At 58.7% G+C, this 26,342-nt stretch carries 22 protein-coding genes and 7 pseudogenes; 13 read left to right on the forward strand and 16 right to left on the reverse strand.

Annotation, left to right across the window (positions count from 1 at the left end):
• The first annotated feature begins 1 nt into the window (after position 1).
• The 5 genes from PR018_RS19350 (at position 2) to PR018_RS19370 (ending at position 3,502) form a co-directional block, all read left to right on the forward strand.
• Positions 2-1,051: a putative FMN-dependent luciferase-like monooxygenase gene (locus PR018_RS19350; RefSeq protein WP_142831684.1), complete on the forward strand. Its 1,050-nt coding sequence runs from the start codon at positions 2-4 to the stop codon at positions 1,049-1,051.
• Between the two features lie 27 nt (positions 1,052-1,078).
• Complete coding sequence (locus PR018_RS19355) at positions 1,079-1,726, forward strand: CMD domain protein (RefSeq protein WP_142831685.1); 648 nt, start codon at positions 1,079-1,081, stop codon at positions 1,724-1,726.
• A 9-nt stretch (positions 1,727-1,735) separates the two neighbouring features.
• Positions 1,736-2,338: an alkylhydroperoxidase domain protein gene (locus PR018_RS19360; RefSeq protein ID WP_142831686.1), complete on the forward strand. Its 603-nt coding sequence runs from the start codon at positions 1,736-1,738 to the stop codon at positions 2,336-2,338.
• A gap of 54 nt (positions 2,339-2,392) precedes the next feature.
• Positions 2,393-3,142, forward strand: a complete 750-nt coding sequence (locus PR018_RS19365) for a VOC family protein (protein ID WP_142831687.1) — start codon at positions 2,393-2,395, stop codon at positions 3,140-3,142.
• 168 nt (positions 3,143-3,310) lie between these two features.
• Positions 3,311-3,502: a hypothetical protein gene (locus tag PR018_RS19370; RefSeq protein ID WP_142831688.1), complete on the forward strand. Its 192-nt coding sequence runs from the start codon at positions 3,311-3,313 to the stop codon at positions 3,500-3,502.
• On the opposite strand, the pseudogene PR018_RS19375 reads toward PR018_RS19370, so the two are convergent.
• From PR018_RS19375 to tauA, 4 genes and pseudogenes are all read right to left on the reverse strand, one after another.
• A pseudogene (locus tag PR018_RS19375) lies at positions 3,499-3,719 on the reverse strand (ABC transporter ATP-binding protein); the annotation flags it as partial. The gene PR018_RS19370 and the pseudogene PR018_RS19375 overlap by 4 nt on opposite strands.
• 198 nt (positions 3,720-3,917) lie before the next feature.
• Positions 3,918-4,772, reverse strand: a complete 855-nt coding sequence (locus tag PR018_RS19380) for an ABC transporter permease subunit (RefSeq protein WP_142831689.1) — start codon at positions 4,770-4,772, stop codon at positions 3,918-3,920.
• Complete coding sequence (locus tag PR018_RS19385; RefSeq protein WP_142831690.1) at positions 4,769-5,560, reverse strand: taurine ABC transporter ATP-binding protein; 792 nt, start codon at positions 5,558-5,560, stop codon at positions 4,769-4,771. The genes PR018_RS19380 and PR018_RS19385 overlap by 4 nt, the downstream gene beginning before the upstream one ends.
• Positions 5,561-5,618: 58 nt before the next feature.
• Positions 5,619-6,590, reverse strand: a complete 972-nt coding sequence (tauA, locus tag PR018_RS19390) for a taurine ABC transporter substrate-binding protein (protein WP_425064175.1) — start codon at positions 6,588-6,590, stop codon at positions 5,619-5,621.
• A 527-nt stretch (positions 6,591-7,117) separates the two neighbouring features.
• On the opposite strand from tauA, the gene PR018_RS19395 reads away from it, so the two are divergent.
• Positions 7,118-7,942, forward strand: coding sequence for a glycosyltransferase family 25 protein (locus PR018_RS19395; protein WP_279621454.1), 825 nt, complete (start codon positions 7,118-7,120; stop codon positions 7,940-7,942).
• Between the two features lie 45 nt (positions 7,943-7,987).
• On the opposite strand, the gene PR018_RS19400 is transcribed toward PR018_RS19395, so the two are convergent.
• Together PR018_RS19400 and PR018_RS19405 are read right to left on the reverse strand one after the other, a co-directional pair.
• Complete coding sequence (locus PR018_RS19400) at positions 7,988-9,937, reverse strand: polysaccharide biosynthesis protein (RefSeq protein WP_219271039.1); 1,950 nt, start codon at positions 9,935-9,937, stop codon at positions 7,988-7,990.
• 367 nt (positions 9,938-10,304) lie between these two features.
• A complete protein-coding gene (locus tag PR018_RS19405) occupies positions 10,305-10,934 on the reverse strand; it encodes a recombinase family protein (RefSeq protein ID WP_142832384.1) in 630 nt (209 codons plus the stop codon).
• Positions 10,935-11,774: 840 nt separating this feature from the next.
• Here PR018_RS19405 and PR018_RS19410 point away from each other — a divergent pair.
• Positions 11,775-12,544 (forward strand): annotated as a pseudogene (locus tag PR018_RS19410) (SDR family NAD(P)-dependent oxidoreductase).
• 64 nt (positions 12,545-12,608) lie between these two features.
• Here PR018_RS19410 and PR018_RS19415 read toward each other — a convergent pair.
• Positions 12,609-12,989, reverse strand: coding sequence for a hypothetical protein (locus PR018_RS19415; protein ID WP_142832383.1), 381 nt, complete (start codon positions 12,987-12,989; stop codon positions 12,609-12,611).
• A gap of 720 nt (positions 12,990-13,709) precedes the next feature.
• On the opposite strand from PR018_RS19415, the gene PR018_RS19420 reads away from it, so the two are divergent.
• Entirely contained in the window at positions 13,710-14,402 is a 693-nt protein-coding gene (locus PR018_RS19420) for a Crp/Fnr family transcriptional regulator (RefSeq protein WP_142832382.1), read from the forward strand.
• A gap of 263 nt (positions 14,403-14,665) precedes the next feature.
• Here PR018_RS19420 and PR018_RS19425 read toward each other — a convergent pair.
• The 6 genes and pseudogenes from PR018_RS19425 to PR018_RS28490 form a co-directional block, all read right to left on the reverse strand.
• A pseudogene (locus tag PR018_RS19425) lies at positions 14,666-14,857 on the reverse strand (SDR family NAD(P)-dependent oxidoreductase); the annotation flags it as partial.
• Positions 14,812-15,015 (reverse strand): annotated as a pseudogene (locus PR018_RS28485) (hypothetical protein); the annotation flags it as partial. The pseudogenes PR018_RS19425 and PR018_RS28485, both read right to left, overlap by 46 nt.
• A 214-nt stretch (positions 15,016-15,229) precedes the next feature.
• Positions 15,230-16,243 carry a type II toxin-antitoxin system HipA family toxin gene (locus PR018_RS19430; protein ID WP_244615582.1) on the reverse strand — a complete coding sequence of 338 codons (1,014 nt, stop codon included), beginning with the start codon at positions 16,241-16,243 and terminating at the stop codon, positions 15,230-15,232.
• Between the two features lie 36 nt (positions 16,244-16,279).
• Complete coding sequence (locus tag PR018_RS28395; protein WP_244615581.1) at positions 16,280-16,513, reverse strand: hypothetical protein; 234 nt, start codon at positions 16,511-16,513, stop codon at positions 16,280-16,282.
• Positions 16,503-16,844, reverse strand: coding sequence for a helix-turn-helix domain-containing protein (locus PR018_RS19435; RefSeq protein WP_142832380.1), 342 nt, complete (start codon positions 16,842-16,844; stop codon positions 16,503-16,505). Before PR018_RS19435 ends, PR018_RS28395 begins: the two co-directional genes overlap by 11 nt.
• 495 nt (positions 16,845-17,339) lie before the next feature.
• Positions 17,340-17,717 carry an Abi family protein gene (locus PR018_RS28490; protein ID WP_142832379.1) on the reverse strand — a complete coding sequence of 126 codons (378 nt, stop codon included), beginning with the start codon at positions 17,715-17,717 and terminating at the stop codon, positions 17,340-17,342.
• Positions 17,718-18,356: 639 nt separating this feature from the next.
• Here PR018_RS28490 and PR018_RS19440 point away from each other — a divergent pair.
• The 4 genes and pseudogenes from PR018_RS19440 to PR018_RS19455 all read left to right on the forward strand — a co-directional run.
• Positions 18,357-18,718: pseudogene (locus PR018_RS19440) on the forward strand (SDR family oxidoreductase); the annotation flags it as partial.
• A 314-nt stretch (positions 18,719-19,032) separates the two neighbouring features.
• Positions 19,033-20,439, forward strand: coding sequence for a sensor histidine kinase (locus PR018_RS19445; protein ID WP_142832378.1), 1,407 nt, complete (start codon positions 19,033-19,035; stop codon positions 20,437-20,439).
• Positions 20,436-20,807: a response regulator gene (locus PR018_RS19450; protein ID WP_142832377.1), complete on the forward strand. Its 372-nt coding sequence runs from the start codon at positions 20,436-20,438 to the stop codon at positions 20,805-20,807. Before PR018_RS19445 ends, PR018_RS19450 begins: the two co-directional genes overlap by 4 nt.
• The gene (locus tag PR018_RS19455; protein WP_224153342.1) at positions 20,729-22,069 is read left to right on the forward strand and encodes a sensor histidine kinase; all 1,341 of its coding nucleotides are present in this window, start codon (positions 20,729-20,731) and stop codon (positions 22,067-22,069) included. Before PR018_RS19450 ends, PR018_RS19455 begins: the two co-directional genes overlap by 79 nt.
• A 19-nt stretch (positions 22,070-22,088) precedes the next feature.
• Here PR018_RS19455 and PR018_RS19460 read toward each other — a convergent pair.
• The 3 genes and pseudogenes from PR018_RS19460 to PR018_RS19470 all read right to left on the reverse strand — a co-directional run.
• A pseudogene (locus tag PR018_RS19460) lies at positions 22,089-22,503 on the reverse strand (SDR family NAD(P)-dependent oxidoreductase); the annotation flags it as partial.
• A complete protein-coding gene (locus PR018_RS19465) occupies positions 22,455-23,117 on the reverse strand; it encodes an SIR2 family protein (protein WP_224129420.1) in 663 nt (220 codons plus the stop codon). The pseudogene PR018_RS19460 and the gene PR018_RS19465, both read right to left, overlap by 49 nt.
• The gene (locus tag PR018_RS19470) at positions 23,114-24,496 is read right to left on the reverse strand and encodes a Fic family protein (RefSeq protein WP_162854795.1); all 1,383 of its coding nucleotides are present in this window, start codon (positions 24,494-24,496) and stop codon (positions 23,114-23,116) included. Before PR018_RS19470 ends, PR018_RS19465 begins: the two co-directional genes overlap by 4 nt.
• Positions 24,497-25,103: 607 nt before the next feature.
• Between PR018_RS19470 and PR018_RS19475 the strand changes: the two are divergent.
• Positions 25,104-26,077: pseudogene (locus PR018_RS19475) on the forward strand (DUF932 domain-containing protein); the annotation flags it as partial.
• Positions 26,078-26,342 lie beyond the last annotated feature (265 nt).

Here is a 26,342-nt window from a genome sequence, read left to right on the forward strand (position 1 = left end):
CATGACCGCTTGCTCTCAGCCAAAGCGCCTTGGCTTCTTCAGCCGCGTACTCGACCAGACGGACGCACAAACCCGCTATCGCCTTGTCGGCGAACAGATCATCCATGCCGAGAAATTCGGCTTCGACAGCGCCTGGTTGGCGCAACACCACTTTAACGGGGAGGAAGGCGGCCTGCCGGCGCCGCTCATTCTGCTCGCCGATATTGCCGCCCGGACCTCGCGCATCCGGCTCGGCACCGGCGTCATCACCCTGCCGATGGAAAATCCCGTGCGGGTGGCCGAAGACACCGCCGTGCTCGATCTCTTGTCAGGTGGTCGGCTGGAGGTCGGCTTTGGCACCGGTGGCACGCCGCAAGCTTTCTTGCCCTTTGGCCTTGAAAGCGCCGAACGCGGACCCGTCTATGCAAGCCACCTCGCCACCATCCGCAATGCCTGGAGCGGCGGCGAGTTGCCGGGGGGCAACAGGCTCTATCCGGGGGCGCCGACCCTCGGGGATCGCGTCTGGCAGGCGACCTTCTCTGTCGGCGGCGGCGAGAGGGCCGGCCGCGATGGCGACGGCCTGATGCTGTCGCGCACCCAACCGCGACCGGAGGAGGCACCGTCTGCAACCCTCTGGGACCTGCAGAACCCGATCATCGACGCCTATCTTGCGGCGTTGCCGACCGGGCGTGCACCCCGCATTCTCGGCTCTCGCAGCCTGTTTGTCGCCGACGACCGGCAAGAGGCGTTGCATCTGGCGGAAATCGGCCTTCAGCGCAGCGTCGAGCGCTTTGTCGCTAGCGGCCATGTCATCGCCGACCGGACGACCGCCGGCCTGATCAAGGCCTTCGACGTGCATGTCGGGACGCCGGATGATGTCATTGCCTCGTTAAAGGCCGACACGGCGCTGTCGCGCGTCACCGATCTTGTCTTCCAGGTGCACTCCGTCGATCCACCACACGCCTATATCCTGCGCTCGCTCGAGCTGATCGCCAGCGAAGTCGCGCCGGCGCTAGGCTGGAGCGGGCAGTCGATTCGACCGCTTGGGCGCCTCAGTGTGGCAACCATGTGATCGCGTTTTCAACAGAAAGGTATTCCCATGACATCGTCAACACCTGACGTCATCGACCTCCTGACCAGAATAAGCTCCGGGTCCAAGATTGATCGCATTCGCAGCGAGCGACCTGAAACACGCGCCAATGCCCAGAAGAGCTATCTAGAGCTGTTCGAGCCAACCGAGCCGGGCGATGTCAGTCGGACTGAGCGCCTGACGGTGGCCGCCTTCGTCGCGGGGCTGCATCGAGCCGATGCGGTGGCGGACTTCTATGCCTCGGGCCTGGCCGAGATTCCTGGCGGCGCGTCGCTTCTCGGCGCCATCAAGGCCGAGGTTGAAAAGGGACGGACGCAAGGGCCTTACGGACGCTTCCCGAGCGGGCCGCTTTCGGCGGAGGACAAGCCGGGGCCGGCCTTCGCCATCTCAGAATTCAACGCCGTGACGCTTGGCAAGACGCTGACGGCAGCGCTGCAGCACAGCCATCTGCTGGTGTTCCGGCCGCGCGAGGCCGGCCCCGCGGCGTTGCAGAGGCTGCTGGATGCCGGCTGGAGCACGACGGCCATCGTCACACTGTCGCAGATCGTCGCCTTCCTGGCCTTCCAGATCCGCGTGGTTGGCGGTCTGACCGCCTTGGCCGCTGCCGGCACCAAGCGACTGGCTGCTCCAAACACGACGGCAACCGTGAACACGTAGGAGACAACTTTGACCGAGACGATCATCCACACCGATATCGACAATCGCCCGAACGCCTTTACCCAGGCCGAGATCGGCTGGACACCCTGGCTTCAGCCATTGGAAGAGGCCGACCTGACCGAACGGCATTGGGCCGGCCTCGTCGATGCGGCCCGCGCGAAATCAAGTTATTTCATGCTGCTTGCCCGTGATCCCGACATCTTGGGCGCCCGCACCAAGGCGGACAAAGACATTTTCTACAACACCAGGTCCGGCTTGCCGCGCGCCGAGCGCGAACTATCCGCCGCCGCCGCATCGCGCTCCAATGGCTGCATCTTCTGCGCCTCGGTGCATGCCCGTTTTGCCTCGCATTTTTCCAGGCGAACGGAGGATGTGCAGCGGCTTCTCGATGAGGGCACCGATGCCGATCTCGGCAGCCGCTGGAATGCCATCGTCGCCGCCTCCGTGGCGCTGACGGCCACGCCCTCCGTTTTTGGAGCTGCCGAAATTGAGCGCTTGCGGACCGAGGGGCTGGACAATCTGGAAATTTCCGACGTCATCCATGGCGCAGCATTCTTCAACTGGGCCAACCGCTTGATGCTGTCGCTCGGAGAGCCAACGCCTGCGGCCTGAAGGGGCTTGCGCGTCCGACCTCTCCCACGATCCTGCCGCAAAGGAAACCAAGCCATGGCTTTTGCCCTCGACCATATCGTCATCGCCGTCAACGATCTGGCGCGGGCCGTTGCGGATTACCGGCTACTCGGCTTCACGGTTTATCCCGGCGGCGTGCATCATGGCGGCGTATCGCATAATGCGCTGGTGGTGTTTGCCGATGGCGCCTATTTCGAGGTCATCGCCTATCATCGGCCCGATCCCGGCAATCCGTGGTGGACGCTGCTTGCTGAGGCCGGCGAGGGCTTTGTCGACTTCGCCCTTGCTCCCGACGACACGCAGGCGGGTATCGCCGCCGCCCGGGCGCGGGGCCTCAGCTTAACAGAGCCCGCCTCCGGCGGACGCGTGCGGCCGGATGGCGTAAGGCTAGATTGGCAGATCGTTCGGCCGGAAACGCGCGACCTGCCCTTCTGGTGCGGCGATGTCACCGCGCGGGATTTGCGCGTGCCTCTAGGCGAGCACCGCAAGCACGCCAACCGCGCTGAGGGCATCGCCGTCGTTCGTGTCGATGTCGCTGACATTGCGGCGAGCGCCGGCCGTTATCGCGCGCTGTTGGGCGACGATGCCGTCACGCGATCCGGCGAGGATATCCGCATCGCCATCGGCACGTCGATTATCGAACTCGTCGGGCCAGACCATGGCGCGGAGCAGGGCCGTCTGCAAACGCGTGGCGAGGGCGTCTCCTCAATCGATCTGCATGGGGGCGTCGCCGCGGATCTCGACATCGGCCGCTCACATCGCGCCGTCCTGCGCATCCGTCCTTAGCGGCGGGTCGTTGCCGGATGATCTAGAGCCGAGGGTTGGCACCCGGTGGTCATCTTTTTCAAGAATTGCGACAGGAGCGGGGCTGCATTTCTTTAGTCTACTCGCTGGATAGACTAATTTGACAGAACCGTTTCCGCGGAGACATCCACGTCTGACATGGAGAACGCTATGAGCGTCCTGCGCTATTTCGGTCGCCTTCGGTCTTGCCGCGACAGTCTGGAAGACAGGCTGAATCTGCACGAGGCGCGCCGCTGCTTTGGAAGTGACGATTGCGAGGACGGCACCACCGACGAGCTGCTAGCGCAGATTTCCGAACTGGACGGCAGCTTGTCTTCTCTGCGCTATCGGCGGCGTCGTTAACGCACGGCCGATGCCTGCGCGACGAGCGCAGCGTGGTCGGCGTCGCCGATGATGCGCCCCTTCTCCATCGTTATGGCCTGGTCATATGTCCGATGACGCCGGGATCATGGCTGACCAGCGTCATGTCATGCGATACCGCGAGATCGTTGAGCAGGTCGAGAATGCCGGCCTGGACGGACGCATTCAGCGCCGAGGTCGGCTCATCGAGCAGCAGCAATGACCTCATTGCAACAGTATCTCGCTACTTCGATCCTGGCACCCAATGCAGGAAAAATAGCCCTCTTCGGCGACCTCTGCCAATGAATTGCAAAGCCGCACGAGATCGTCAAGTGGGCGAAACTCGCGCATCTTGAGCCAGCTTCCTGATGGTGACCTACTCTCTTTTGTTCCGCGGAGGTTTCGACTGACAGGAGCGTCAGCTCTTGCCTTTCCAGGGCACGAGCCATGCCTCCAAGGCACGCATCACCAGCGTAAAGGCAAACGCGCAAGCGGCGATGATGCCGATGCCGACGAATACCACATCCGTTGCCAGAAATTGCGAGGCCGACATGATCATGAACCCAATTCCGCGGGTTGCCGCGATCAATTCGGCCGCCACAAGCGTTCCCCAGCCGACGCCGAGCGCGATGCGGATGCCCGTCAGGATTTCCGGCAATGCCGAGGGCAAAACGATGTCGAAAAACAGGTTCCAGCGGCTGGCGCCCAGCGACAGCGCAGCGTTGACCCGCTCGATCGGTAGGGACCGCACACCGGCCTGGGCAGACAGGCAGATTGGCGCGAACATCGCCAGAACCAGCAGGGTGATCTTAGACGTCTCGCCAATGCCGAGCCAGATGATCATCAGCGGCAGGTAGGCGAGTGGCGGCAGCGGCCAGTAGAATTCGATGGGCGTGTCGAGTACGCCCTTGGCCCAGCGGTTCAATCCCATGGCCAGCCCGACGGGCACGCCGAAAAGACAGGCAACGAACGCGGCAGAGAGAATTCGAAACAGGCTGGCCGAGACATGCTCCCAGAGTGATGCGCCAGCATAGCCGTCATTGTAGACGGCGACTGCCTGCTTCACGACTTCTTCCGGCGTCGGCAGAAAGAGATGGGCGACGAGCCCAGATTTCGCCACGCCCCACCAGGCGGCCAAGAGCAAAATACCGGTGATGATGCTGATCGGTGCAGTCGATCGCTCGCCTATGCCGAAGGTGCGCATCTTGACGAGGCGATGGGTCGCCTCCGCCTCGGGATGGAGAATGCTCGCTGCTTCTGTCAGTTCGGTCATTCGGCAGCGCTCCTGACGTCGTCGGTGCTGTGGATGATGGTGCGGATCTCTTCGCGCAGATCGGCAAATTTGGACGATGTCTTGATCGCCCGCGCATCGCCACTTTTGGCAAGATCCTTGACGAAATCGAGGCTGAATCTAGCGACGACCCGGCCTGGGCGCGGCGACATGACGATCAGTTCTGTGCCAAGGAACAGCGCCTCCTCGATCGAATGGGTGATGAAGAAGATGCGCTTTCGCGTCCGGTGCCAGATCGACACCAGAAGCTCCTGCATTTGCTCGCGCGTCAGACTGTCGAGCGCGCCGAACGGCTCGTCCATGAGCAGGATATCCGGCTCCGTCGCCAGTGCCCGGGCGATGCCGACGCGCTGGCGCATTCCACCGGAGAGCTCATGAGGCAGGGCGTTGCCGAACTCGCCGAGACCAACCAGCTGCAGCAGCTCCTGCGATTTCTCGCGGCGCTCGAATTTTCCGGCGCCCGCAAATTTCAGCCCCAGGCCAACATTGTCGAGGACCGACTTCCAGGGCAGGAGCGTATCTTTCTGAAACACGACGCCACGGTCGGCACCGGGCTTTTCGATCGGCCGGCCGTCCAGCGTTATCTTGCCTTCCGACAGCGGCAGAAATCCGGCGATGGCATGCAGCAAGGTCGACTTGCCACAGCCGGAAGCACCCAGTGCAACGACGAAACCCTGGTCGGGGATGTCGAGAGACACCCGGTCCAGAGCATGCACAGTGCGGCCATCCCGCGCTTTGAAATAGACGGAGGCGCGTTCGACTTTCAGCATATGTGAAATCCAATTCGTTTCCCGCGCTGCGAATAACGACAGCGCGGGACAGCTGCTATCAGTTACTCGGCGCGACGACGGCGTCCGGCGTGACGAAGGCGGCGTAGCTTGGCAGGACGTCCGAGACCTTGCCCTGGTCCTTAAGGAACGTTGCTGTATCCTTGAGGATTTTGGCCGCACCGGACTTCTCACCACCGCCGAGCCAGGCATCGGAAGCCTGAACTTCAGGTGTCAGTAATGTCAGGTTCTTCAGTGCGGCAGATTGCTGTTCCGCCGTGCCGCCGAGCTGCTTGGCCAGCAGCTTGGCGTTGTCGCTGTCCGGCCCCCAAGCGGGCTTGTCGTTGGCGAAGGAAGCATAGGAGGCGTTGATAACGCCGGCAAAGTTTTTCAGGAAACCGGGGTTCTTGTCGGCGAAGTCGGTAGCGGCGACCCAGGCGGAGAAGGTCGGCGCTCCTTTGTCGGCAACCTCCTTGGAGGTGATAAGCACCTTGCCGTTCTTTTTCAGTTCAGTCAGCGCTGGATCCCAAACGAAGCCGCCATCGATATCACCGCGCGCGAAACCCGCAACGATCTGCGGCTGGGGAATGGCGAAGACCTGAACGTCCTTTTCGGTCAGGCCGAGGCTCTTGATGAGAGCGAGAAGCTGGTAGTGGTCAGTCGAGACCGGAGCGGCCGCCAGCTTCTTGCCTTTCAGATCCGCTAGCGTATTGATCCCAGAGCCATTGCGCACGACAAGCGCTTCGTCGATGCCCGAAATCGACGAGAGGTAGAAGGCCTTGACGGCCAGGCCGCGCGAAGTCGCCGCTGCAAAGGGGCTGGAACCGACATAGCCGACCTGCACGTCACCGGAGGCGATGGCGGCAAAGATATCGGCGCCAGAATTGAATTTACGGAAATCGATGTCATAGCCGGTCGCCTTGGCAAAGGCGCCGTTAGCGATGCCGACCGACGACGGCAAGGCATCCGTCTGATAGCCAACGACGACTTTTTTGTCGGCCGCACTGGCTCCGAAGGCAGCAACCAGTGTCATTGCGCCGAACAAGCTGGCAAGCAGTCCCTTGTGGAGTTTCATTGTCCCGTCCCTACCCATGTGGCGCACGTCGCCGTTTCTTGAGCCGTCGCCTTTCGTGACGCCGGCGACTATAGGCTAAGCAGGGGCTTTGAGCTTTCACAGTTCAAATATACTAAAATTCAAGATGAGTTGGGAAATAGCTTCCTGTCAAAGCTGCATCCGGCATCTTTACACGCAGGGGGATGCGGATGACTGCTTGACGACGTCGGCTGTTAGCCGACAGATCGAATCTGTTCTTTCGTCAAACCTAAGTGGTGTTCGCAGATGACAGCCGGCTATGGATTAGGCTTTCGACGGCGGGGTCCGCTTTGCGGTGCCCTGCGGTGACAACTCCGGTCGCCCCACGCTGTCGGGGCAGCTTTCGTTGGGGCGTCGACTATGAGACGACGCCAGGACTCGCAATCGGGGTCACTATGCACTATGACTTATACGTCTTCTTTGGATGTTGCGACCTTAGTCGTGCTGATCTGTCGGGAGTTGAGTGAATGCTTGAACGGGTCGAGCGAAAGGATGCCTGTCGCGGAATTAACAGGGCAGTCCCCGCGTCTCCGCTCCTCATTTACGTTATCAATCTGGATCGCTGCATCGAGCGCTGGGATCGCCTCCGCACCCAGGCTGTCCAGCATGGCCTGAACCTCGTTCGGGTCGCAGCCGTAGACGGCCAATCTGTGCTCGCGGAGGAGCGGGTCGGCTTTCATCCCCGCTCCTTCAGTTATCACAACGGCCGCACGATCCTCGCCGGCGAATACGGCTGTTATCGAAGCCACCTGCTGGCTCTTGAAACCTTCGTTGCCAGTGGCGACGCGATGGCCATCATCATAGAGGATGATGTCGACCTCAACGCGGCACTTATCCCGCGGGCCATGGCGGCCGTGGCGGCCGTGCCTGGCACCGAGGGCAGCGTCATCAAGCTCGCAAATCACCGAAAGGTCGGTTTCAGACCAGTCGCTATGACCACCCTCGGCGATGTCGTCGGCCGCTGCCTGCATGGTCCCCAGGGCTCGGCTGCTTGCTACATCGTCACGCGCGAAGCGGCGTTGAAGTTGGTAAAAAGGTTGAATACGGTTCTGTTGCCCTACGATGTCGCTCTCGAACGCGGCTGGTCGACTGGTGTCCAGACGTTTTCGACAGAAGACAATCTCGTAACATTCAGTCCGCATCGAAGAGATACGACGATCGGCAAGAGGTCGCATTACAGGGCTGCCAAGCGACACTTCATGCTGCGCATGACAACCCACTGGTTCCGCGCTCACGACCAGCTGCGACGGTGGTTCTATGCGACATGGGGATGCCAGCGGATCAGCCGCTAGAAGCTTCCAGGCGCTCAAAGCAAACACAAAAGACCGCGAGCAGGTCTATGCGGCGGCCTCTCCCTCGCGTTCGCGAAACACCAGGTCCACCACATCTCCATTCGGGGCATAGCCGGAGACCAGCATCTTCAGGATGCTCTGGGCGAGCGGAATGTCATTTTCATCCAAAGCCTTCTCCAGCGCCGCCAGGCGTTCGGACAATTCCGGCCACCTGAGAAAATCCTCGCGAGCCCGCATGATGCGCGGATGCGGCGTCGGCTGCGGGTTGTCGCCGATCAGCAGTTCCTCGAAGAGTTTTTCGCCGGGACGCAGGCCGGTAATCCGCAACTCGATATCGCCCTCGGGATTATCGTCGTCCAGAACACTGAAGCCGGAGAGCTCGACCATACGGCGGGCGAGATCGACGATGCGGACCGGTTCTCCCATGTCGAGCAGAAAGACATCCCCGCCCGAGGCCATGGCGCCGGCCTGGATGACCAGCTGCGAGGCTTCCGGGATTGTCATGAAATAGCGGGTGATCTCCGGATGGGTGAGCGTAACCGGGCCACCGTCACGGATCTGCTGGCGAAACAGCGGCACGACGGAACCCGATGAGCCCAGCACGTTGCCGAAGCGGACCATCGAAAAACTCGTGGTCGTGCCGCTGGTGACGCGATCAGCGTCGAGGGCCTGCAGTACCATCTCCGCCAGTCGCTTGCTCGCGCCCATGATATTGGTCGGACGAACCGCCTTGTCCGTGCTGATGAGGACGAAATTCTCGACGCCAGCCTTTTGCGCCGCCGTGGCTGCGGCGACGGTCCCGGTGACGTTGTTCTTGATACCCTCGGCAGGGTTATATTCGACGAGCGGCACGTGCTTGTAGGCGGCAGCGTGATAGACGGTGCTGGGCTTCCACGCCGTCATGATCTGCTCCAGACGCGGCCCGTCGCGAACGGAGGCAAGAAAAGGGATGATGCGGATCTCGGCATCCTGGATCGCCAGCGCCGCCTTTTCCAGCTCGCCCAAAATGAGATAGAGGCCGAATTCGTTCTGCTCTACCAGCAGCAGGCTGGAGGGGCGGTTCTTGACGATCTGGCGGCACAGCTCGCTGCCGATCGAGCCTCCAGCACCGGTCACCATGACGACCTTTCCGCGGATGTTGCGGTCGAGCAAAGCCTGGTCGGGCGCAATGACATCGCGGCCAAGAAGATCCTCGATATCGAGTTCACGCAAGTCTGAGACGGCCACACGTCCCTGCGCCAAGGCGGTCAGGTCGGGCATGGTGCGGACGGTGACGCGGGCCTTGCGAATCGCCTCCAGGATTTCGTTGCGGCGTTGCCTTGTGGCATTCGGCAGCGCCAGCAATACATCGCGTGTTTCGCCGGTAGCAACGAGTGCCGGCAGGTCGGCGGGATCGTAGATCGGCAGCCCGGCCATGATACTGCCATGCAGGTGCCTGTCATCGTCAAGAAAGCCTACGACATTTAGCTCCGAGCTATTGGACAGAGCTGCGGCGAGCTGCCTTCCGGAAGCACCAGCGCCATAGATCAACACTTTTGCCAGCGAATTGCGGTTCAGAAGCCGCTGGTAAGCGTTGCCGAGCCAATAGCGTGTCCACATGCGCGACAGCCCGACGGCGATCAGAAGCAGCAACGGCTGCAATATGCCGACGGTACGCGGCACGCCTGGAATGCTGATCGCGGTGAAGATCGTCATGAAGGCCAGGCCGTATATCGCCACCGCCTTCACCACCGTCATGAACGCCGAGAGGCCGGCATAACGGAAAATCGCGCGGTAGAGCCCCAGCACGATGAAGATCGGGATCGCGAGCAGGAGCGAAACGAAGGCAGGGACCCATTCGACGCCCTCAAGGATTACCCACCCGTCAAGCCGCAGGCAATAGGCAAACCACACCGTAAGGACACAAAGGCTGGAGTCGACCAGGAGTGCAAAGGCGCGCTTTGTTACGCGCGGCAAAGCCAAAAAGGGCAGAACGAGCCGATCGGCAGATACCATCAACAATTTCCTCAGGCGCCGGTCATCCCAGTCCGCAATTGCATTTCTTCCGGGCGTATTCACCCGTCTCCAGTACACCTAGTATGTCTTGCTGCTTCCGACAGCAAAAGGCAATTGCGCGAGACAGCCGCGCTGCGTCTTTCGCAACGCTATAGCGCAATTGCACCGATGATCCGGGGACGGGCAATAACCGGCGGTCACGACCAGGACATCAGGTGCGGCTTATTCCTACCTACTGCAGATGGTCCGGTCGGTGGAGCACGGGGATGCCATTTGCGACGGCACCGCCGCTGACACCTGCGCCGAAAGCCCGAATGGCGGACGCCCACAGTCCAAAGGCTTTGGCCTCAGCGGCAGCCGGGGACGGTCATTCGTCCACCGGCTCGGTCTTTATGCGTTTTGCCATTCGCGCGATTGTGGAGTTCGAGCATCGGACCTTATTCCGCACGCTCTCCCAGGTCCTCCCACTTCGAAGCATCGCTATGATCTCGTCGTTGCGCCGCGTGTTCTCCGGACGGCCACGATAACCACCGGCCGCCTTGGTAGCGGCGATACCTTGACGCTGAAGCCAGCGCTTATTTTCTTGCGCTTTACGCGCAACGGTGGCCAGGACGTCGAGAAGGGTGCTGTTGATCGCCTGATTCATAGGTCCCCAGAGCTCAGTCGGTTCCGCCGATCCGAAAGCCCACGTTGTCGGCAGGTCCGGAGATACCACGAGAACACCACGGGCGTTGATTTCGGAGCGCAACTGATCCCAGGTTTCGACGTTCAGACGGGTAAGACGGTCCACTTGGGCGATCAGGAGGATGTCGCCGGGCTTGCAGACTGCCAATAGGTGGAAAAGGCCCGGACAGTTGTATGTCGCGCCGCCCTCGGTCTCGACGCTGGTGGTGGCAATCGTCCAGTTTCGTTCGCCAGCAAACTTTGCCAGCATCTCTTGGACGTCTGTCACCTCGTTTTTACCAATGTTTTTTTGCAGGTAGGCATGTATGGCCATAAGACAGCTGCTCACGAGATGCTATTTTTGAAATGTAGTATATTTTTGGTCTCAAGAACGGGCGTTTCCCCTTTGTGTGTGGGAATAATATTTCGGGTCAGAAAGATACGCAATGGCCAAGAGCGGTACGATATGCTTTTATTGTCATAATTAGACGTGAAAGAGAGACGTTTAATGCTTTGAGCGATAAGGTGGGATGCGCTGAAACCATATACTGTTCTTATGCCGCCGGTACAATCGCACCGTGCCTCCAAACAGGCAGCGTCGTGCTGTTCTGCGATGCATGGCGTGCGACCGCGCAGAGCGGCTTGGACTTTGGCTGCCGACACCGTTCCTGAGACAGCGCTGCAGAAATGTAGATGGGGAGGGTAGCGAGATATTGAGTGATTGATCACGAAGCGATCGACCATTCATCTAAATGGCTTCGATCCGAGGCTGACTGGCGACGATCGGTCGGAGCTGGAGTTTCACGACAGGTCCGTGGTTCGTCATGGTTCGAGGCTAATGCCCGCCGCTTATGTCGTTGGAACGTCGACCGTGTCCTAGATAGGTCTGCCGCTAGCGCTGCAAAATTACATCCAATTGTCGCGCGCTATCGGCGTCGATCACGAGGCCTGTTATAAACCCAGCTTTCAAGATCGCGCGCGTGGCGTTCACCTTCGCAGTGCCCGCAGAGAGCAATATGATATCGCTTTTGAAAAGGTCCGAGAGGTTGGGTGCGCCCTGGCAAACGCATTGAGCCGCAGCCTCGCGAAATGGCACTCCACAACGAATTCTATCAGCAGTACCGGGTACACTATCCGGCGCTGAAATCGGTTCTCGAACAGGGAGGTACACGACATGGGTGATGCCGATTTCCGCCTCGACGGCAAGACGGCCGTTGTCACGGGGGCAGCGCGCGGCATCGGCCGGGCGATCGCCGAACGGCTGGCCGATGCTGGTGCCCGTGTCGTCATCGCCGACCTGGATCAGACGGAGGGCGACATTGTCGTCGGTGCGATCGTCAGGTCCGGAAGTGCGGCTGCCTTCGTCGCGCTCGACGTCACAAAAACCGCGATGGTCGCAGATGTCGTGGAAACAATCTATGCGCAGCATGGTTCTGTTGATGTGCTGGTCAACAATGCCGGTATTGTGCGCAATGCGCCGGCTCTCGACATGAGCCGAAACGACTGGCAGTCCGTGCTTGATATCAATCTCGGCGGTGTCTTCCATTGCGCCCAGGCGTTCGGGCGCCGCATGGTGGCTGCCGGGCGCGGCTCGATGGTCAACATCTCATCCATCTGTGGCGAGGTCACCGTCTTCCCCCAGCCGCAGGTATCCTACAACGCTGCCAAGGCCGGCGTGAATCTGTTGACCAAGTCGCTGGCGGTCGAATGGGCAAGGAGTGGCGTGCGCGTCAATGCCGTCGCACCCGGTTATGTCGCCACCGAGCTGACCTTGCGCGGCCGTAGCAACACGGAGTGGTTCGACACATGGATGCACATGACGCCGATGGGTCGCCTCGGCGAGCCGCGCGAATCGCCAATGTCGTTCTCTTTCTCGCCACTGACGCATCGAGTTACTTCACCGGCACGGTGCTGACCATCGATGGCGGCTATACAGCAATGTAGTCGCGCAGACCTAAGAAAATTTAGGGCCATGGCCTGATGTTCCCAGTCACTGGATCGCTTCTGATCAATTGTTTAGAGCGGCGATAAGCACGGCGTCGACGGCTCGCATCCCATCAAGCGCTACGACCGTCACGTTCGATTTGGGAAGCCTAACTCCGCTATGAAAAGCCGGTGACGCGTCCGTGTTGATGCAACACGAGAGCCACTGCACCAAGGACTGTGTCATCATTACCCAGAAACTTCCCATCCACGAAACGGGGTCTCGTTGTTTCAACCAGGTGGTCCGGCGGCTGGAGGGTGTGGCGCAAGAACTGCGCTCCATCGGCGTCAGGAAGGCTTCGCCGATTGCGACCAGCTGGCCAACTATGACGAACAGTGGTGGGTTGAGGATGGCGGCAGCGATGCCCATACCCCAGCCGGCCTTGTCCGCTGCATCGGCGATCAAGCGCCGCTATCCAAGCCGGCCATCCCTTGCGTGCTCGACAAATTCATCAATAGTGACGGGGTAGCCGTCAAATTCTTCAGCGTGCCGGACGAGTTGGTACCCGCCGACAAATGTCTGAAGACATGCGAGGCAGTGATGTCCAGACAGCAAGTCTGTTTTCTTATGCGAGCTGCGAGGTACGCGTCCCGCCAAAACGATCCGCTGCCGCAATCCGCGCGATGTTACACCACCGTCGGAAAGTTTGTTGCCTGATTTGAAGCGATGTTTTCAGCGATCGGCCGCCCGTCCATCCCGCCGAAATAGCTACTGCGTGCGCTGTTGTTTCAGGCTTCCCACACGATCCGCTCAGAGCGCTAGCTCATAGAGTAGATGGAGGATAACCTGCTGTTTAGATGATTGAACGGCATGTCGATTGACGCGCCGAGCTGGGCCGTCATCGTGTTTGCAAGAACCGTGAACGCTTGTTGGTGGGCGACATCGCCGCCAAATTTCTGGCTGCCTTGTCAGCCAGCCGCGGGTCAGTGCTGCTGTCGAACGAGTGACAGCTGGAACAACGCACAATGACACAACTTAAAGACTGAGTCGGGCCGGGCCTTTTCGGGGCGTTAAGGTGGCGTCCCTTTGCTTCACTATTGGTTTTCGCCTCGGTGCAGTAAGAGCGATCTTGTCAGAATGTCGTCACGAAACATATTTCTCCAGACCACCACGGAGAACCAAATAATGTTCAATCGTCTGATAGCCTTAATGGAAGAGCCGGACAGGAAAAGATTAGTCGCCAACTTCGAGCCAGTCGAACTCCCCAGGTTGTTCGAGATGGCGGAACCGAATAAAGCGGCAGAATACAGCTTTTTTCTGGAGTCGGGAATTGGATCTGTGGTGGCCGTCTCGCCAGCTGGACATGAGGTCGAAGTTGCGATCTTCGGCCGGGAAGGCATGTCGCCACCAAATAGTCTATTCGAGGACGACCAGGCCCCGTTCAAGGTCTTCATGCAGGTGGAGGGCAAGGGCAATCGAATATTGAACGACCATCTCTTTGAGGCGCTCGCCGCGAGTAGGGCACTTCGAAAGATTTTGAGTCGATACGCGCAGGCCCTTTTCGTCCAGACCAGTTTCACCGCACTGTCAAATACGACGCATTCCGTCGAAAGGCGGCTCGCTCGATGGCTTTTGATGGTGCATGACAGGACGGCTGGAAACGAGCTGCCTGTGACACACGAATTCCTAGGCGCAATGCTGAACGTAAGGCGGCAGAGCGTGACGACGTCTCTCCATCAGCTTGAGGGTGATCGCCTGGTCTACAGTTCGCGAGGCCTCGTAACGATCCGGGACCGCAAACGGCTTGAGGCGTTCGCAGGTGAGGCATACGGCCTTGCTGAGACCGAATTCTGTCGCTTGATAGGATCGATGGGCTAGCAACCCTACTCCACGATCAGCACTTTTCCACATTCCCGGCGCCTCTGTCCGCGGGCGGACGAACGGTTGCATCGGGCCTTCGTTGCGCTACGATCAAATGGTGACCGATGCAGGGGTGGAAAATGCGCCCAGATCCGTCCCGCGACCAAATAGAATTTGGCTTTCTAGATGTCGAAACACTGCAGGAGTGCCTTGAAGGATTTCTTTCCGGCGGTTGGTCTCGCGAGGCAGCAGGTAAAGAAGCCTCCAGCGTCAAGCTGAAGGTAGACGATCCCGGGAATGGTGGTCATTCCGCCCATCGACGTCACGTTGACGACAAAGCCACTAAGCCGTCAGCGAAAATGAGGCAGGAACGCCTTGGTGACTGAAACGGCACCGAAGACATTGACTTGGAACTGACGCGGCATTTCTACACAAGGCGATTCTTTAAGTGCTTCCTCACGGTCATATCCTGCAGCGACAGTCTGCCGGTTAGGAAGCCCCAAGGCTCAGGTCGATTGAGCGCATAGCCCTGCAAGACATCGACACCAAGATCGCGCAAGACATCAGCATGTTTAGGTGTTTCCGCGCCCTCCGCGACAACTTCAATCATAAGTGCGCGGGCGGATGGTATCGATCATTGCCAGGGAGAAACGTTCCTCTGCCGAGACGGCTCCGTTAACCGTGTCACCAAAAGGCGAGCAGGGCTTGGCTGAGGGCAAAATTCCACGAACTACAGTGGCCTTCCGTTTCGCGTGGCGGTTTTTTGATTCGCAGACATGAGGCACTTGTCTTGGATACTCACACCACAACGGGTATATCCGAAAACGAAGTCTGGGCCGCATTTCTCATTCGCCAAGCCTTGGGGCGCGGCCGTAGCCGTCGAAGGCATAGCCGTTGAGGATCTGGCGCCCCTCAAAAAAACGTCGCTCAATTGCCGTCATGCCAGCCTCCTCGCAGATTATTTGCCAGTTGGCGATGATTGCGGCGATCTGATCATCGATAATCGTGCGAGCTTGCGCCTTTGATAGCAAAAACGACGGCGCGACAGCCAAGACGTTCATCAACTTCGCAGCGCGACTTCCTCCAGAGACGATCATTGCTTGATTGGCTTCTGGTGTTCCCCGGCGTTGCGGGGCGATATCATATGCGGGCGTCAAGTTGAGTGTCTTCCCATCCCAGAAGGCTGCATGATTTCTTGCATGGTCATCGGTGTTTCCAACGAGAATGTTGAAGCAAAGTCTCGAGAAAAGTTCGGTCAGGTTTTCCAATGGATCGGAAAACCGAGCTCGAATGATCTCCGCGAGCATCTGATACGAGATATGATGGGCAGCGAGTTCATTCTCCTGTGTCCATGTCAGGGCGGAGACCATTGCACGCCTCCGCCATGACGTTTCGACGGAAATGCGGTCGAACCGTTCGACGAGAAGGACATCGCGATCCAAGACTCTATCTATTTCTACCGGCGCCACGGACATACCAGCACATGCTGCCAGGCGCATGGTTGCAAATTCCGCCTTGACCATCGCGAATGTGTCATTCGTGGCCGAGAATTTAGCGATCAGCTTCCTTGGTTTCCCCGCCTGGTGGTCGCTGATGAGCGCCTTTGGGCGCGCACCGCCGATCGAGCTGCCATGAAGGATGGCACGGTGCAAGCCTTCGGGGACCGGTTCCCCGGCTTCCACCTTATCGGCGAAACTCTGCAACTCCGTCAGCGTCGCATGGTCACCCTCGCGAGCAATGTGCTCCGTCGCACTCTCCTGAAAATCCAGCGCACCGATTCTGTCTGAACCGGAATGGCGCATGAATGTCATCTCGCCGAAGGCGTCCTCGTCGATCGCGTCCTGCTTCAGTCCCGACAATTCATTGACTATAACGCGCCGGCCCCATCGGTCAGGCTATGCGTCGCGCAGGGATGGTGCGAGAAAATGATCGGCCGGAGGTTCGATGACGCCCGCGCCGAGCGGCAGGTCGAGATCAAAAATGGCGATTGCCTTTTTTCTCTCCAGGTAGCTGCGACCATAGTTGAAGAAATAGCGATCCCTCTCACGGACTACGCGCCCCACGACGACTGGCTCGATTTCTCCCGGCAACCATATCCAGACGTAAAGTTCGCTGGGATCAGAAATCATCTTTCAGCTCCGGCTTTTGATGTCGGACACGTGCTGGCAGAAGCTCGAGTTTTGTCTTAGTTTCCGAAAGCCGGGCTTTCGTCTCAAAGGGGCCTCCGAACAAGGCCAACCCAACCATCGTCGCTGCTTCGAAGATGTATCCGACTGCAACGGTTGGCTTGCCGGCTTCGATCGCGCGGATCGTCAGCCGCGAACATCCGGTTCGTTTGGCGAGATCGGCCTCTGTCCAGCCGCGAAGCTTTCGAGCTGCCTGAATCTCGGACGCAAGCAATTGCAACGCTGATCGACTCGTTAGCGAAAGTGACAAAAAGGAATTCGCATTCTCTGCCATGGCATACACAAGTGACGTTAATATCTACTTTAGGATATATCACATCGGAGAATAATGGCAAATATGCCGGCAGTTTTGTCTATTTTAGAAGCTATTGTAAACGACAATGTCTACTAAAATAGACAAACATTGAGATGGCGGTCAATGGGCGCCAAGACAGACGTGAATGTGGTGCATTTCGCTGAATTGCCAACCGAAGAACGTACATCGCGTGAGTACGGGACACCCCTGGACGAGAGTTTCATACACCGCTTCTTGAAAGCAACCGCGGCCCCGGCCAAAAACCGACAATGTTTCAGTTGACATCCGTAGCTGCATACAAATCAAGCTGCGCCGTCGTCGCCAGTCAAAGCAATCGGTGCAACTTTAACTGCCTGCAGCTCCTGTTAAGCCGGTTGCATCCCAACGTTGCACCATTAAGAGTTTACGCATAAATTGTAGTACAGATCAACGTATCCGGTGAACCGTATGAGTGCTTTTTTAAGGGCTTGTGGTTCATTCAAAGACATCGGCCACCTTGCATGTAATTGGCGGGTCGGATCGATTCTTTAGATTGCTGTACCACATCGAAAACTGCCCTAACGATATTACCTCGGCTGTCATCCAGACCGGCGGGTGTTCAGGATCGTCATATCTATTCTTATAATGGAGGATGAAAGTGTCCTTCGACCTACGCAGATCCTCAATTAGCTTCAAGAAGGCCTGAGCATATCGGTCTGCTCGGTGATAGAGGCCAGGATCAAGATAGCTGTGCGGCCCGTATTTCATCGCGACGTGATGCGCCCAACCGCCTCGCAAAGACACTTCGATTCTCTCGATCGCATCCATCACGAGTAGTCGAAGGCGCCTATCGAGAATGTGTATCTCCAACACATCGTCGAAGGATGTTGTATATCAAAACCTATGTTCGCCAGTCGCGTGTGGGATACCCTCGAACGGAAGCCAGTAGTACCGTAGCGGGTAGTAGCTTATGTGCTGGAGCAATGGGCTGCGTCGCCTAGATCCGGAACGGCCATTCCCCTTGCTTCGAGCCAGGCAATTTGATCGGGAATAGAAACGGATGGCTTTTAAAACTTCATACCATCTCATAGGCGGATTCGAAACCGCCAGAAAACAAAAAACCCGCTGGGGTGCGAAGTTTCGAAACCGAGGTTCCGTCCGAGGCGTAGCGGGTGTTGTTGATCATTGATATGGAGCACTCCTATTAAGAATGCAACAATGGCTGGGCAAAAAAGTACCCATTTTTGCCCGAACCGGACCAAGTCACGGATCAGAATCACGATTTTTTGGACATGCGGGCTCGCAAAAATCATGCATACCATTACCTCGGCAAATTCCGAGTTTTAACGACGTAAAGCATCGAAAGAGCCAGCGCCACGGGCGCACAAAAAGAAGAGCATTGGTAGGTACATAGCAATTCGCGCAGGTGACTTTCGGTTCGTATCCTATCAAGGCGAAAAGCTGTCTAACCTGTCGGCGACATCGCCGTCGAGACGCTCGACGAAGTCATGCGGGTGGGGCCGGGTTGTCAATATCTCGAGTCTCACGGTGCTCGGCGACGTTGAGCGGACGAGTTACGCCACAGCCAAGGCAGCACTTGTCAGCTTCACCCGGAGTTGGGCGCTGGAACTCGCTATGGACGGCATCACCGTCAATGCAATTTAGCCTGGACCCACGGAGACCGAATTGTTCCGTACAAATAACCCTATCGGAAGCAACGGTGAAGCGCGATACCTATCAGCGATTCCTATGGGCCGCTTCGGCAGGCCGAGGAAGTAGCCGGCGTGATCGGTTTCCTGCTCTCCGACGATGCCGCGTTCATCACCGGACAGACCTTGCATGTCGACGGCGGGGCTTCGATCGGGAGGTCAGCAATTTGGAACGTGCGGCCGGCGCTAAGACTGAAGCCAGGCCGATCACGGCGGATATCGCCAGGAGAAAATTCCCTATGACGACCGCCGAGGGATGGTCCCCTCGAAAGCAAAAGACGAAGAAGGTTGAGCCGTCTGTCGGATCGCTTATATTCACGTACGAGACCATCGCTGTTTGACAGGTCCAGGTACTTCAACACAGAGCCTTACGACTTGCCCTCCGAGATCGCCGCTCTATTTCCGGGAGCGGTTTATTGAAAGGACTTCAACGCCTGATGGTCTGTCATGACGGAAAAGAATCTTGGGTGCCGCTCTAAATGTCCATGTCCAACACGAATTTCGCGGCCATCCTCAAAGGAATGCCTCAGCCATATCTGGTTCTCGACACCGACCTCATGATCGTCGGAGCCAGCGACGCATACCTGGCGCTGACAGACCGCAGCCTGGCCGATATCGTCGGTCAGAATATCCTGGTGGCATTCCCCGAAAACCCCGATGCAGCGGGGACTGTCGAGCAGGGACCGCTCGAAGTTTCTCTGCGCCACGTCATAGAGACCGGCAAGCCGCATGAGATGGCGGTCATCCAGTATGACATCCCCCAACCTGACGGGCGATTCACGCAGAAGTTCTGGACCCCTGTCCACACTCCGGTCCTCGGTGACGACGGCGAGATCGAATACATCATCCAGAATCCCATGGACGTCACCGAGAGCGTCCTGAAGGCCAAGGAGACTGACGCCCGTCTTCGCGTAGCGCTCCACGCCGCCGACCTCGCTAGTTGGGAATACGAACCGGAGACCGATATCTGGAGGCGCAGCCATTCGGTCGACGTGATCTTTGGTTTCGAGCCCGGCGAGGGCGGCCCCGTCGCGGCGCCGTTCTTTGCCAGGATGCACCCCGACGACCTGCTCTCCACGAAGAAGGTCGTCGCCGACGTGATGGAGTGCCCGGATAGAACGGCGATGAAGTTCGATTACCGTATCCTCCTGCCGTCCGGGGAAGTGCGGCACGTCACGTCGAGAGGCGAGGTTTTGCGAACCTCAACGGGAAAGGTACGCATGATCGGTGTCCTGATGGATGTCACCGCAGACCGTCTCAGAGAGGCCGAATTGAGCGCCGCCCTCGCCGCACAGGGGGAGCTGATCGAGCAGAAGGAACTTCTTCTCGCCGAGGTCAACCACCGCGTGAAGAACAGCCTTCAGCTGGTTATCAGCACATTGCGTTTGCAGGCGCGAAAACTACGGGACCCTGCCACGAACGAAGCCTTCGCCCGGGCGATTTCGCGCGTCCGAGCCATCATATCCGTACACGAACGGCTCTATCGAAACCATAATTCGCTCAGCGTGGACATGGCTGACCACTTGTCAAAGCTCTGCCTTGATCTCGTGGGCGACGGGCCCAAGGCGATCATCGTCGATGCCGACGCGTTGGAGCTGCCCACCGAACGCGCTATACCGATATCGGTCATCGTCAACGAGCTTCTGGCCGGGGCGTTGAGAGGGGCCGACGAGCAAAATCCGATTACCGTTTCACTGAAGACCACTGCCGAAGGTCGGATAGAACTAACGGTGTCGGGGTCGGACGTGGCCTCGCCAATGGGGTCCGACGAACTGGGGGGTAGACTGATAGCCACCATGGCTTCCCAGCTCGGCGGTGTTGTCGCAGAGGCCAATGCTCCTGATGGCTATCGCTTCATGCTGGCCTTCGAGGGAAACGACAGATGACGGCTTTGCGGGTTATGATTGTCGAGGATGAGATGCTGTTGGCGCTCGACCTCGAAGACATGCTGCTGGATGCTGGCTATACGGTGGTAGGCCAGGCCTCCGACATGCCCCAGGCGCTAGCTATCGCCGAAAGCGTGGACGGAGGGATCGACGTCGCCATCATGGACATCAACCTGGCGCGTGGGTCGAACGGCGTCGCTACGGCCGCCGCGCTGAGGCAGAGGTGGAACATCCCGTCTCTGTTCGTCAGCGGGAACCTCGACGAACGAACCCGGCATATGGCGATGCAGTGGCAGCCGATCGGCTTTGTTGGCAAGCCGTATTCGGAGCGCGAGGTGCTGGCGGTCATCAGGACGGCGGCGGGCTGAATCCTACCCCGATATTCGTCGCTTTACATCGTGCGTTGGTATATCAATCCCATGGAGACCTGAGTTTGTCAGGCCAAGGAAATCCCTCGTTGAAAAATCTCGAAGTCGACTTCCCCGAAGAACGTCGGCTCGCCGCGTTGTATTCCTATGACGTTCTGGACACGGAACCGGAGAAGGATTTCGATGACATTGCAAAGATCGCGTCGCGTTTGTGCGGCACACCGATTGCCGCCGTCAACCTGATCGGGGATCGGCGGCAGTTTTTCAAGGCCGAGGTCGGGTTGGGGGTGAGGTCCACCCCGTTCGACAGCTCGTTCTGTGCCAAAGCGATCCTCGAGAACGACTTTCTGATGGTTCCGGATGCGACCAAGGACAAGCGTTTCGACTGCAATCCTCTGGTGACAGGCGAGCCGCATCTTCGCTTCTACGCTGGCGCGATCCTCAAGACGGAAGACGAACTCCCTATCGGTACAGTATGCGTTCTCGGGTACGAGCCGATGGTCCTCGACGAGTTGCAGCAGGACACACTCCGTCTGCTCGCGCGGCAGGTCATGGCACAGCTTGAACTGCGTAAGGCCCTGCGCGAGAAATCGGAAGAGGCGGAGGTTCAACGCAGTTTGAGCGAACAAATGCTCGCACAAACGAGAGCCATGGCACAGGCGGAGGAAGAGCGAAAGTTTCTCACCGCCGAACTCAGTCATCGCATGAAGAACACGTTGTCGATGGTGCTGGCGATCGCTGCCCAGGCATTGAAAGACGTGACTGAGCGCGATGCGGTCGATGCGTTTACGGGTCGGCTTCAGGCTCTCAGCAGGGCACATGACGTGCTGCTTCGGGAGAATTGGTCGTCGGCCGAGATCGGTGACGTGATGCTCAGCGTGCTCACCCTTCACGCCGACGGGACGCGTCGGGACCTAGACGGCCCGAAGGTTACGCTTGGTCCCAAGGCCGGATTATCGCTCTCCCTTCTCCTCCACGAACTGGCCACCAACGCCATCAAGTACGGAGCTCTTTCGAACGGGTCGGGCCGGGTTTCTGTGAAGTGGTCGGTCGATGATCTTGACGGTGTCCCGACCCTGTCGATGGTTTGGACCGAAAGCGGCGGGCCGGAGATATCTGAGCCGATCAGGCGCGGGTTCGGCTCGAGGCTGATCCGCATGGGGATCGCGGGGACGGGACACGCCGAGAAGTCCTATCTCCCTTCGGGGTTCACCGCGACGTTCAGCGCGCCGATGGCAGCAGTACAAGATATCGGCTCGTAGTTCGGCTAGGCCTCGACAATCAAAGGCATAGCCACATGCCGCCATCAAGTCGCAGGTTCGCTCCCGTGATATAGCTGCCGCGTGGACTAACGAGGAAGGCGATGGCTTCGGCGATCTCCTCAAGTGTTCCAACCCTTCCCATGGGGACTTAGGCAAACATCGGCAGCACTATTTTCTCGATTTCGGTCCATGGTGCGTCCAGCGCAAGGCCTTGCGCGGCGGCTACCTTGCGGAAGCCTTCGTCTAGCCTGCCGCTTTTAATTGTTCCGGGCGATACCGTGTTGGCTGTGATGCCATCCATCGCAACCTCCTTCGCCAAAGAGGCTGTCATCGCAATCCATCGCGGCCTTTGCGGCACCATAGTCGGGTCTTTTCGCAGGAGTCATCAATGCCGCCATGCTGGATATGTTGATAATTCTTCCCCATTGGGCAGCAGTCGAGCGGTCATCCTTACTGCCGATCGGAAATCGCCGTGTAACTTGATTTCCGCAGGCCAGCGCTCGCCGTTGATTACGTCTCGCGCGAGATCGGGAGCGTCGAGCGCGACGGTGGTCAGATGCCCCGTCCCGTCATAGACCTTGGCACATGCATCGGCGACAAGCGGATCAAAGTTTGTGGTCCATACGATTTTGGTGCGGCTTGCTCTCATGAAGGTCGCCAGAGCCATGTGGCCGTAAGACGGTTTTGCACCGGCGAGTTTGGCCGCGATGTACGTCCTGCGGTCGTTTTCGCTTGGATAGGCCGCTTCGAACAACGCCGCATATTCATCGGGAGCCCCTGTTGGTGGAAACCGATCGAGGCCGTCCATAAAGCTCTGCAATGAGCGACGGACCGCCGGATTTGCCAGGTCGGCTACGGTTTTTGGCGAGACGCGACGTTGACTTACATAAATTTGCTGTTTGAATTCCCAGATCATGTCCCAAGCCGTGGGAATACCGGCCGCGGCAGACGCTCCAGCCCCAAGTAGCCACAGTAGGCCACCTGGCCGCATTGAAAATCGGCGTGCGAAGTCGTCGGCGGCGATAATCGGGTAAGAGCTGTCGGTCATTCCGCCTCCCAGACTTTGCGCCAGTCTGCGAACTCCGAGGGTCGGATCTGATAGCGCGCAAAATTGCCTTCATGCAGTCCCGTTACTTCGGCTTCGGTAATCTCGATGAAGCGCCGACGATCGGCGGGATCGACTTTCTCTGCCGCCCAAGCTGCGATGCGTTGGGCGATCTCCTTACGTCGGGTGCACCCTCGGATGAGGGTCGCGACGAGCGCGCGCAATTCGGCGCGATAGCGAAGCCTGAATGGATCGGGCTCGCCCAGCGATTGGCGAACAGCGGCATAGCGCGCAGCCGAGCGTTCATAGGCCCACAAGAAGAGGTCCTTGAGCAGATCCATCTGATTTAGCTCGTAAACACCGAGTACCGCCTCTGTGTAGGCTTGCCGTGGTACGTCGTCAAAGGAGAGCGGCGAGAGGTTATGCTTGATAAACGGGATGTTCGCGGCAAGGCGGGAAACGCGCTTGTTCACATCGTCAAAGGGCTGAAGATAGGGCAATTGCACCATAACGAAAAATGCTTGCTCGAACGGGTCGGTGATGGCGTCGGCAGTGGCCAGGATCTGATCGAAATATTCCTCAATGAGCGGCGGCACTTCCAGAGGGTGGAACGCTGACCGCTCAATTCCGACCGCTATGTAGCGTAACCTTCCCACAGCTGATGGATCGACAAGCAGGTTATTGGCTAGCAGACCATGTAGATTGAGAATCGTGTAGCGGTTGAAGCCGATGTCATCGGCTGCGCTGACCAGGAACTCGATTGCGTCCTTGTGGTTGAGGATCATCTGCGCTTCGAGATGGGCTCGGCCCTCGGCTTCTTCACCGAGTTCAATGAGGCGCTTGGTGTCGAGCAGCGAATAGGTATTGCCCTCAAGCCGGCTCGAGTTCCAGGCAAGGTCGATCAGAAGCCTGCTCAAGATATGCTTGGCATAGGTTCCTGCTGGCTGCTCTGCGACCTGTAGCCGCCCGACCGACGTCAGATGGAGGCGCTCGGATTGGGTCAAATAAAAGGTAACGTTCGGGCGGTAGCTGTTGAGAAACTCGCGATTGTAACCGACCGGCTTACGGGCTTCGGACGGCTGTCGAACATAATCGCGCACTGATTTGGCTGCATCGGCAAGTGTAATGTCGAAAACCCTGTCCTCGCCAGGTGATGGAGGGGACGAAGCGTGGTCGGGCAGGCGATATTTTGCCCAGCGGCCTTCGCCCTCCATAATCAAGCGATCATCCGATACCAGCCGTTTCAGCCGGTATTGCAGGGTGCGTTGGGGGATAGGCGTTTGCAGAGCGCGAAGAATCTCTGATGCTGGAATAGCACCTGTGTGCTGGCTTACGATCTCTTCGATCGCAGCAAATGCGTCCTCAGGAATTTGGTTCGCCACGATTCGTTGCTTTTCTTGCGCCTAACGGAGTAGGCGCAAGAATGCCCAGATACGCGCAAATATCAAGTCTATGCGCAATCATAGTTGCGCTTATCCGGCGGAATCTTCGTTAGCATAACGTCATAAACCTGAAGCGCGTTGCGACCCTGTCCGTCACCGCCGTCGGTGAGAACATGATCGACTGCGCGTGTTGAGATGAAACGCATCCGCCAGCGTGGCCATAGGGCCGGACTGGCGACTCGCGCGAAAGCCTTCGTCCTTGCCGGCAAATGTCCCTGGCTCGGAAAATGTGGAAGCGTCGTTTCTCGTTTCGTCGCTAAAAACTCGGGCAGGCGGGGCAATAACGGCAAGGGGAGAACGCAGGCCTGGAGAAATGCTCTTGCGGTCGGTTGCGACTTTACGTGCTGACCCCATGCAGCTTTGGTTCTCAATGTCGCCGGAGGACCGAAGTTTATCCAAGGACGTTGTGCCGGCTTCATGTCTTTGGCTTCTCCATTTGTCCGTTTCGGTCGTGCGCTATCCCTCCAGAGTAAGAGGCGGCGTCTCACTTCGTGGACGTGGGAGGGCCGAGAGAGAGGCTTCCGGCACCCGTCCTGGAGTAGATCCTATGAACATTCAGGTACTGGACACCCCCCGTGATCAGAGTGGTGGCTTCAAGGTTGATCAGAGCCGTGGCCGACAGGTCGGTCGCGTCTCATCCGAATGGTATTCCCGCCCTCATGACGAGCGCTTCCTGTCGCTTGGCGAACTGGCTCGGATGGAGCGTGATCGTGCCGAACGCAGCCGGACCCGCGTTGTGCAAAGCGCGCTCATCCATGTCGAGGCGAGCCGCACCAATCCCGAGCGCCTGGAGTTGATCCTTCCCGGTGCAGACGCGCCCATCGCGCCGACGCACTGGAGTCTTGGACAGCTCGCTGCCCAGGTCGGTGCGCCGGCCGCCTATTTGCGCCAACTCCCCGCCGCGCTCGCCGGGATCAATCTGCAATACCGTCTGACCTCGCATCGGGCCGAGCAGATCAAGACGCTCGAAACCGATGGTGGTCGCGTCGAGCTGCGGGCGTCAACCGGTGTCGATTACGGTCGCATCTACGATCACGAACTCGTCGAAGCGGTTCAGCGCATCGCCGGCAATGGCACCGGTTACACGCGCTGGAAGGTGCCGGGTGTGCTCGACTGGTCGACCGGGATCTATAATCCGCGCGTCAATATCACCAAGGACACCACCACGCCTATGCCAGCGACCGCGACGTGTTCCTGTTCCTCGTCGACGATCTGAACCCCATCGAGGCTGGCGAGCTGCCCGGTGGGTCGCCCGACCTGTTCTTCCGAGGATTCTATGCCTGGAACAGCGAGGTTGGTGCCAAAACGCTCGGCATGGCGAGCTTCTACCTTCGAGCGGTCTGCCAGAACCGCAATCTATGGGGCGTGGAGGATTTCGAAGAGATCACCATCCGTCACAGCAAATATGCCGCCTCCCGTTTCGCCCATGAGGCCGCCCCGGCGCTGCAGAATTTCGCCAATTCCTCGCCAGTGCCCTTCGTCAACGGGATCAAGGCGGCGCGCAAACGGATCGTGGCGCGCCCACTGGCGCAGGCGGGCTTGGCGCAATCGTCGCCCTTCCTCTCGATGATTTTTTCAGACCGGACTTTGTCCTAGCGGCCCATAACGTTGAGATTGGCAGCACACGCTTGCGTTCGTAATTAACGTAGGGATCCCCGCCCGGATAATTGTCGCGTAACGCGGCAAAGAGCGCGCGGGAATCCGAGAAGAGCGCCCGAGACAGCGCGCGTGATGTGGCCCACATCGCGGCTACAACGTCGACGGACAATAAGGCGTAGGTATCGGT

It is taken from the genome of Rhizobium rhododendri (assembly GCF_007000325.2).
Lineage (GTDB): Bacteria > Pseudomonadota > Alphaproteobacteria > Rhizobiales > Rhizobiaceae > Rhizobium > Rhizobium rhododendri.

What these genes read in the sequence shown, in the direction of transcription:
- PR018_RS19350 (WP_142831684.1), top strand. Translation starts at nt 2, where the DNA reads ATGACCGCTTGCTCTCAGCCAAAGCGCCTTGGCTTCTTCAGCCGCGTA.
- PR018_RS19355 (WP_142831685.1), top strand. Translation starts at nt 1,079, where the DNA reads ATGACATCGTCAACACCTGACGTCATCGACCTCCTGACCAGAATAAGC.
- PR018_RS19365 (WP_142831687.1), top strand. Translation starts at nt 2,393, where the DNA reads ATGGCTTTTGCCCTCGACCATATCGTCATCGCCGTCAACGATCTGGCG.
- PR018_RS19370 (WP_142831688.1), top strand. Translation starts at nt 3,311, where the DNA reads ATGAGCGTCCTGCGCTATTTCGGTCGCCTTCGGTCTTGCCGCGACAGT.
- PR018_RS19380 (WP_142831689.1), bottom strand. Translation starts at nt 4,772, where the DNA reads ATGACCGAACTGACAGAAGCAGCGAGCATTCTCCATCCCGAGGCGGAG.
- PR018_RS19385 (WP_142831690.1), bottom strand. Translation starts at nt 5,560, where the DNA reads ATGCTGAAAGTCGAACGCGCCTCCGTCTATTTCAAAGCGCGGGATGGC.
- tauA (WP_425064175.1), bottom strand. Translation starts at nt 6,590, where the DNA reads ATGACACTGGTTGCTGCCTTCGGAGCCAGTGCGGCCGACAAAAAAGTC.
- PR018_RS19395 (WP_279621454.1), top strand. Translation starts at nt 7,118, where the DNA reads ATGCTTGAACGGGTCGAGCGAAAGGATGCCTGTCGCGGAATTAACAGG.
- PR018_RS19400 (WP_219271039.1), bottom strand. Translation starts at nt 9,937, where the DNA reads ATGGTATCTGCCGATCGGCTCGTTCTGCCCTTTTTGGCTTTGCCGCGC.
- PR018_RS19405 (WP_142832384.1), bottom strand. Translation starts at nt 10,934, where the DNA reads ATGGCCATACATGCCTACCTGCAAAAAAACATTGGTAAAAACGAGGTG.
- PR018_RS19420 (WP_142832382.1), top strand. Translation starts at nt 13,710, where the DNA reads ATGTTCAATCGTCTGATAGCCTTAATGGAAGAGCCGGACAGGAAAAGA.
- PR018_RS28395 (WP_244615581.1), bottom strand. Translation starts at nt 16,513, where the DNA reads ATGATTTCTGATCCCAGCGAACTTTACGTCTGGATATGGTTGCCGGGA.
- PR018_RS19435 (WP_142832380.1), bottom strand. Translation starts at nt 16,844, where the DNA reads ATGGCAGAGAATGCGAATTCCTTTTTGTCACTTTCGCTAACGAGTCGA.
- PR018_RS19445 (WP_142832378.1), top strand. Translation starts at nt 19,033, where the DNA reads ATGTCCATGTCCAACACGAATTTCGCGGCCATCCTCAAAGGAATGCCT.
- PR018_RS19450 (WP_142832377.1), top strand. Translation starts at nt 20,436, where the DNA reads ATGACGGCTTTGCGGGTTATGATTGTCGAGGATGAGATGCTGTTGGCG.
- PR018_RS19465 (WP_224129420.1), bottom strand. Translation starts at nt 23,117, where the DNA reads ATGACCGACAGCTCTTACCCGATTATCGCCGCCGACGACTTCGCACGC.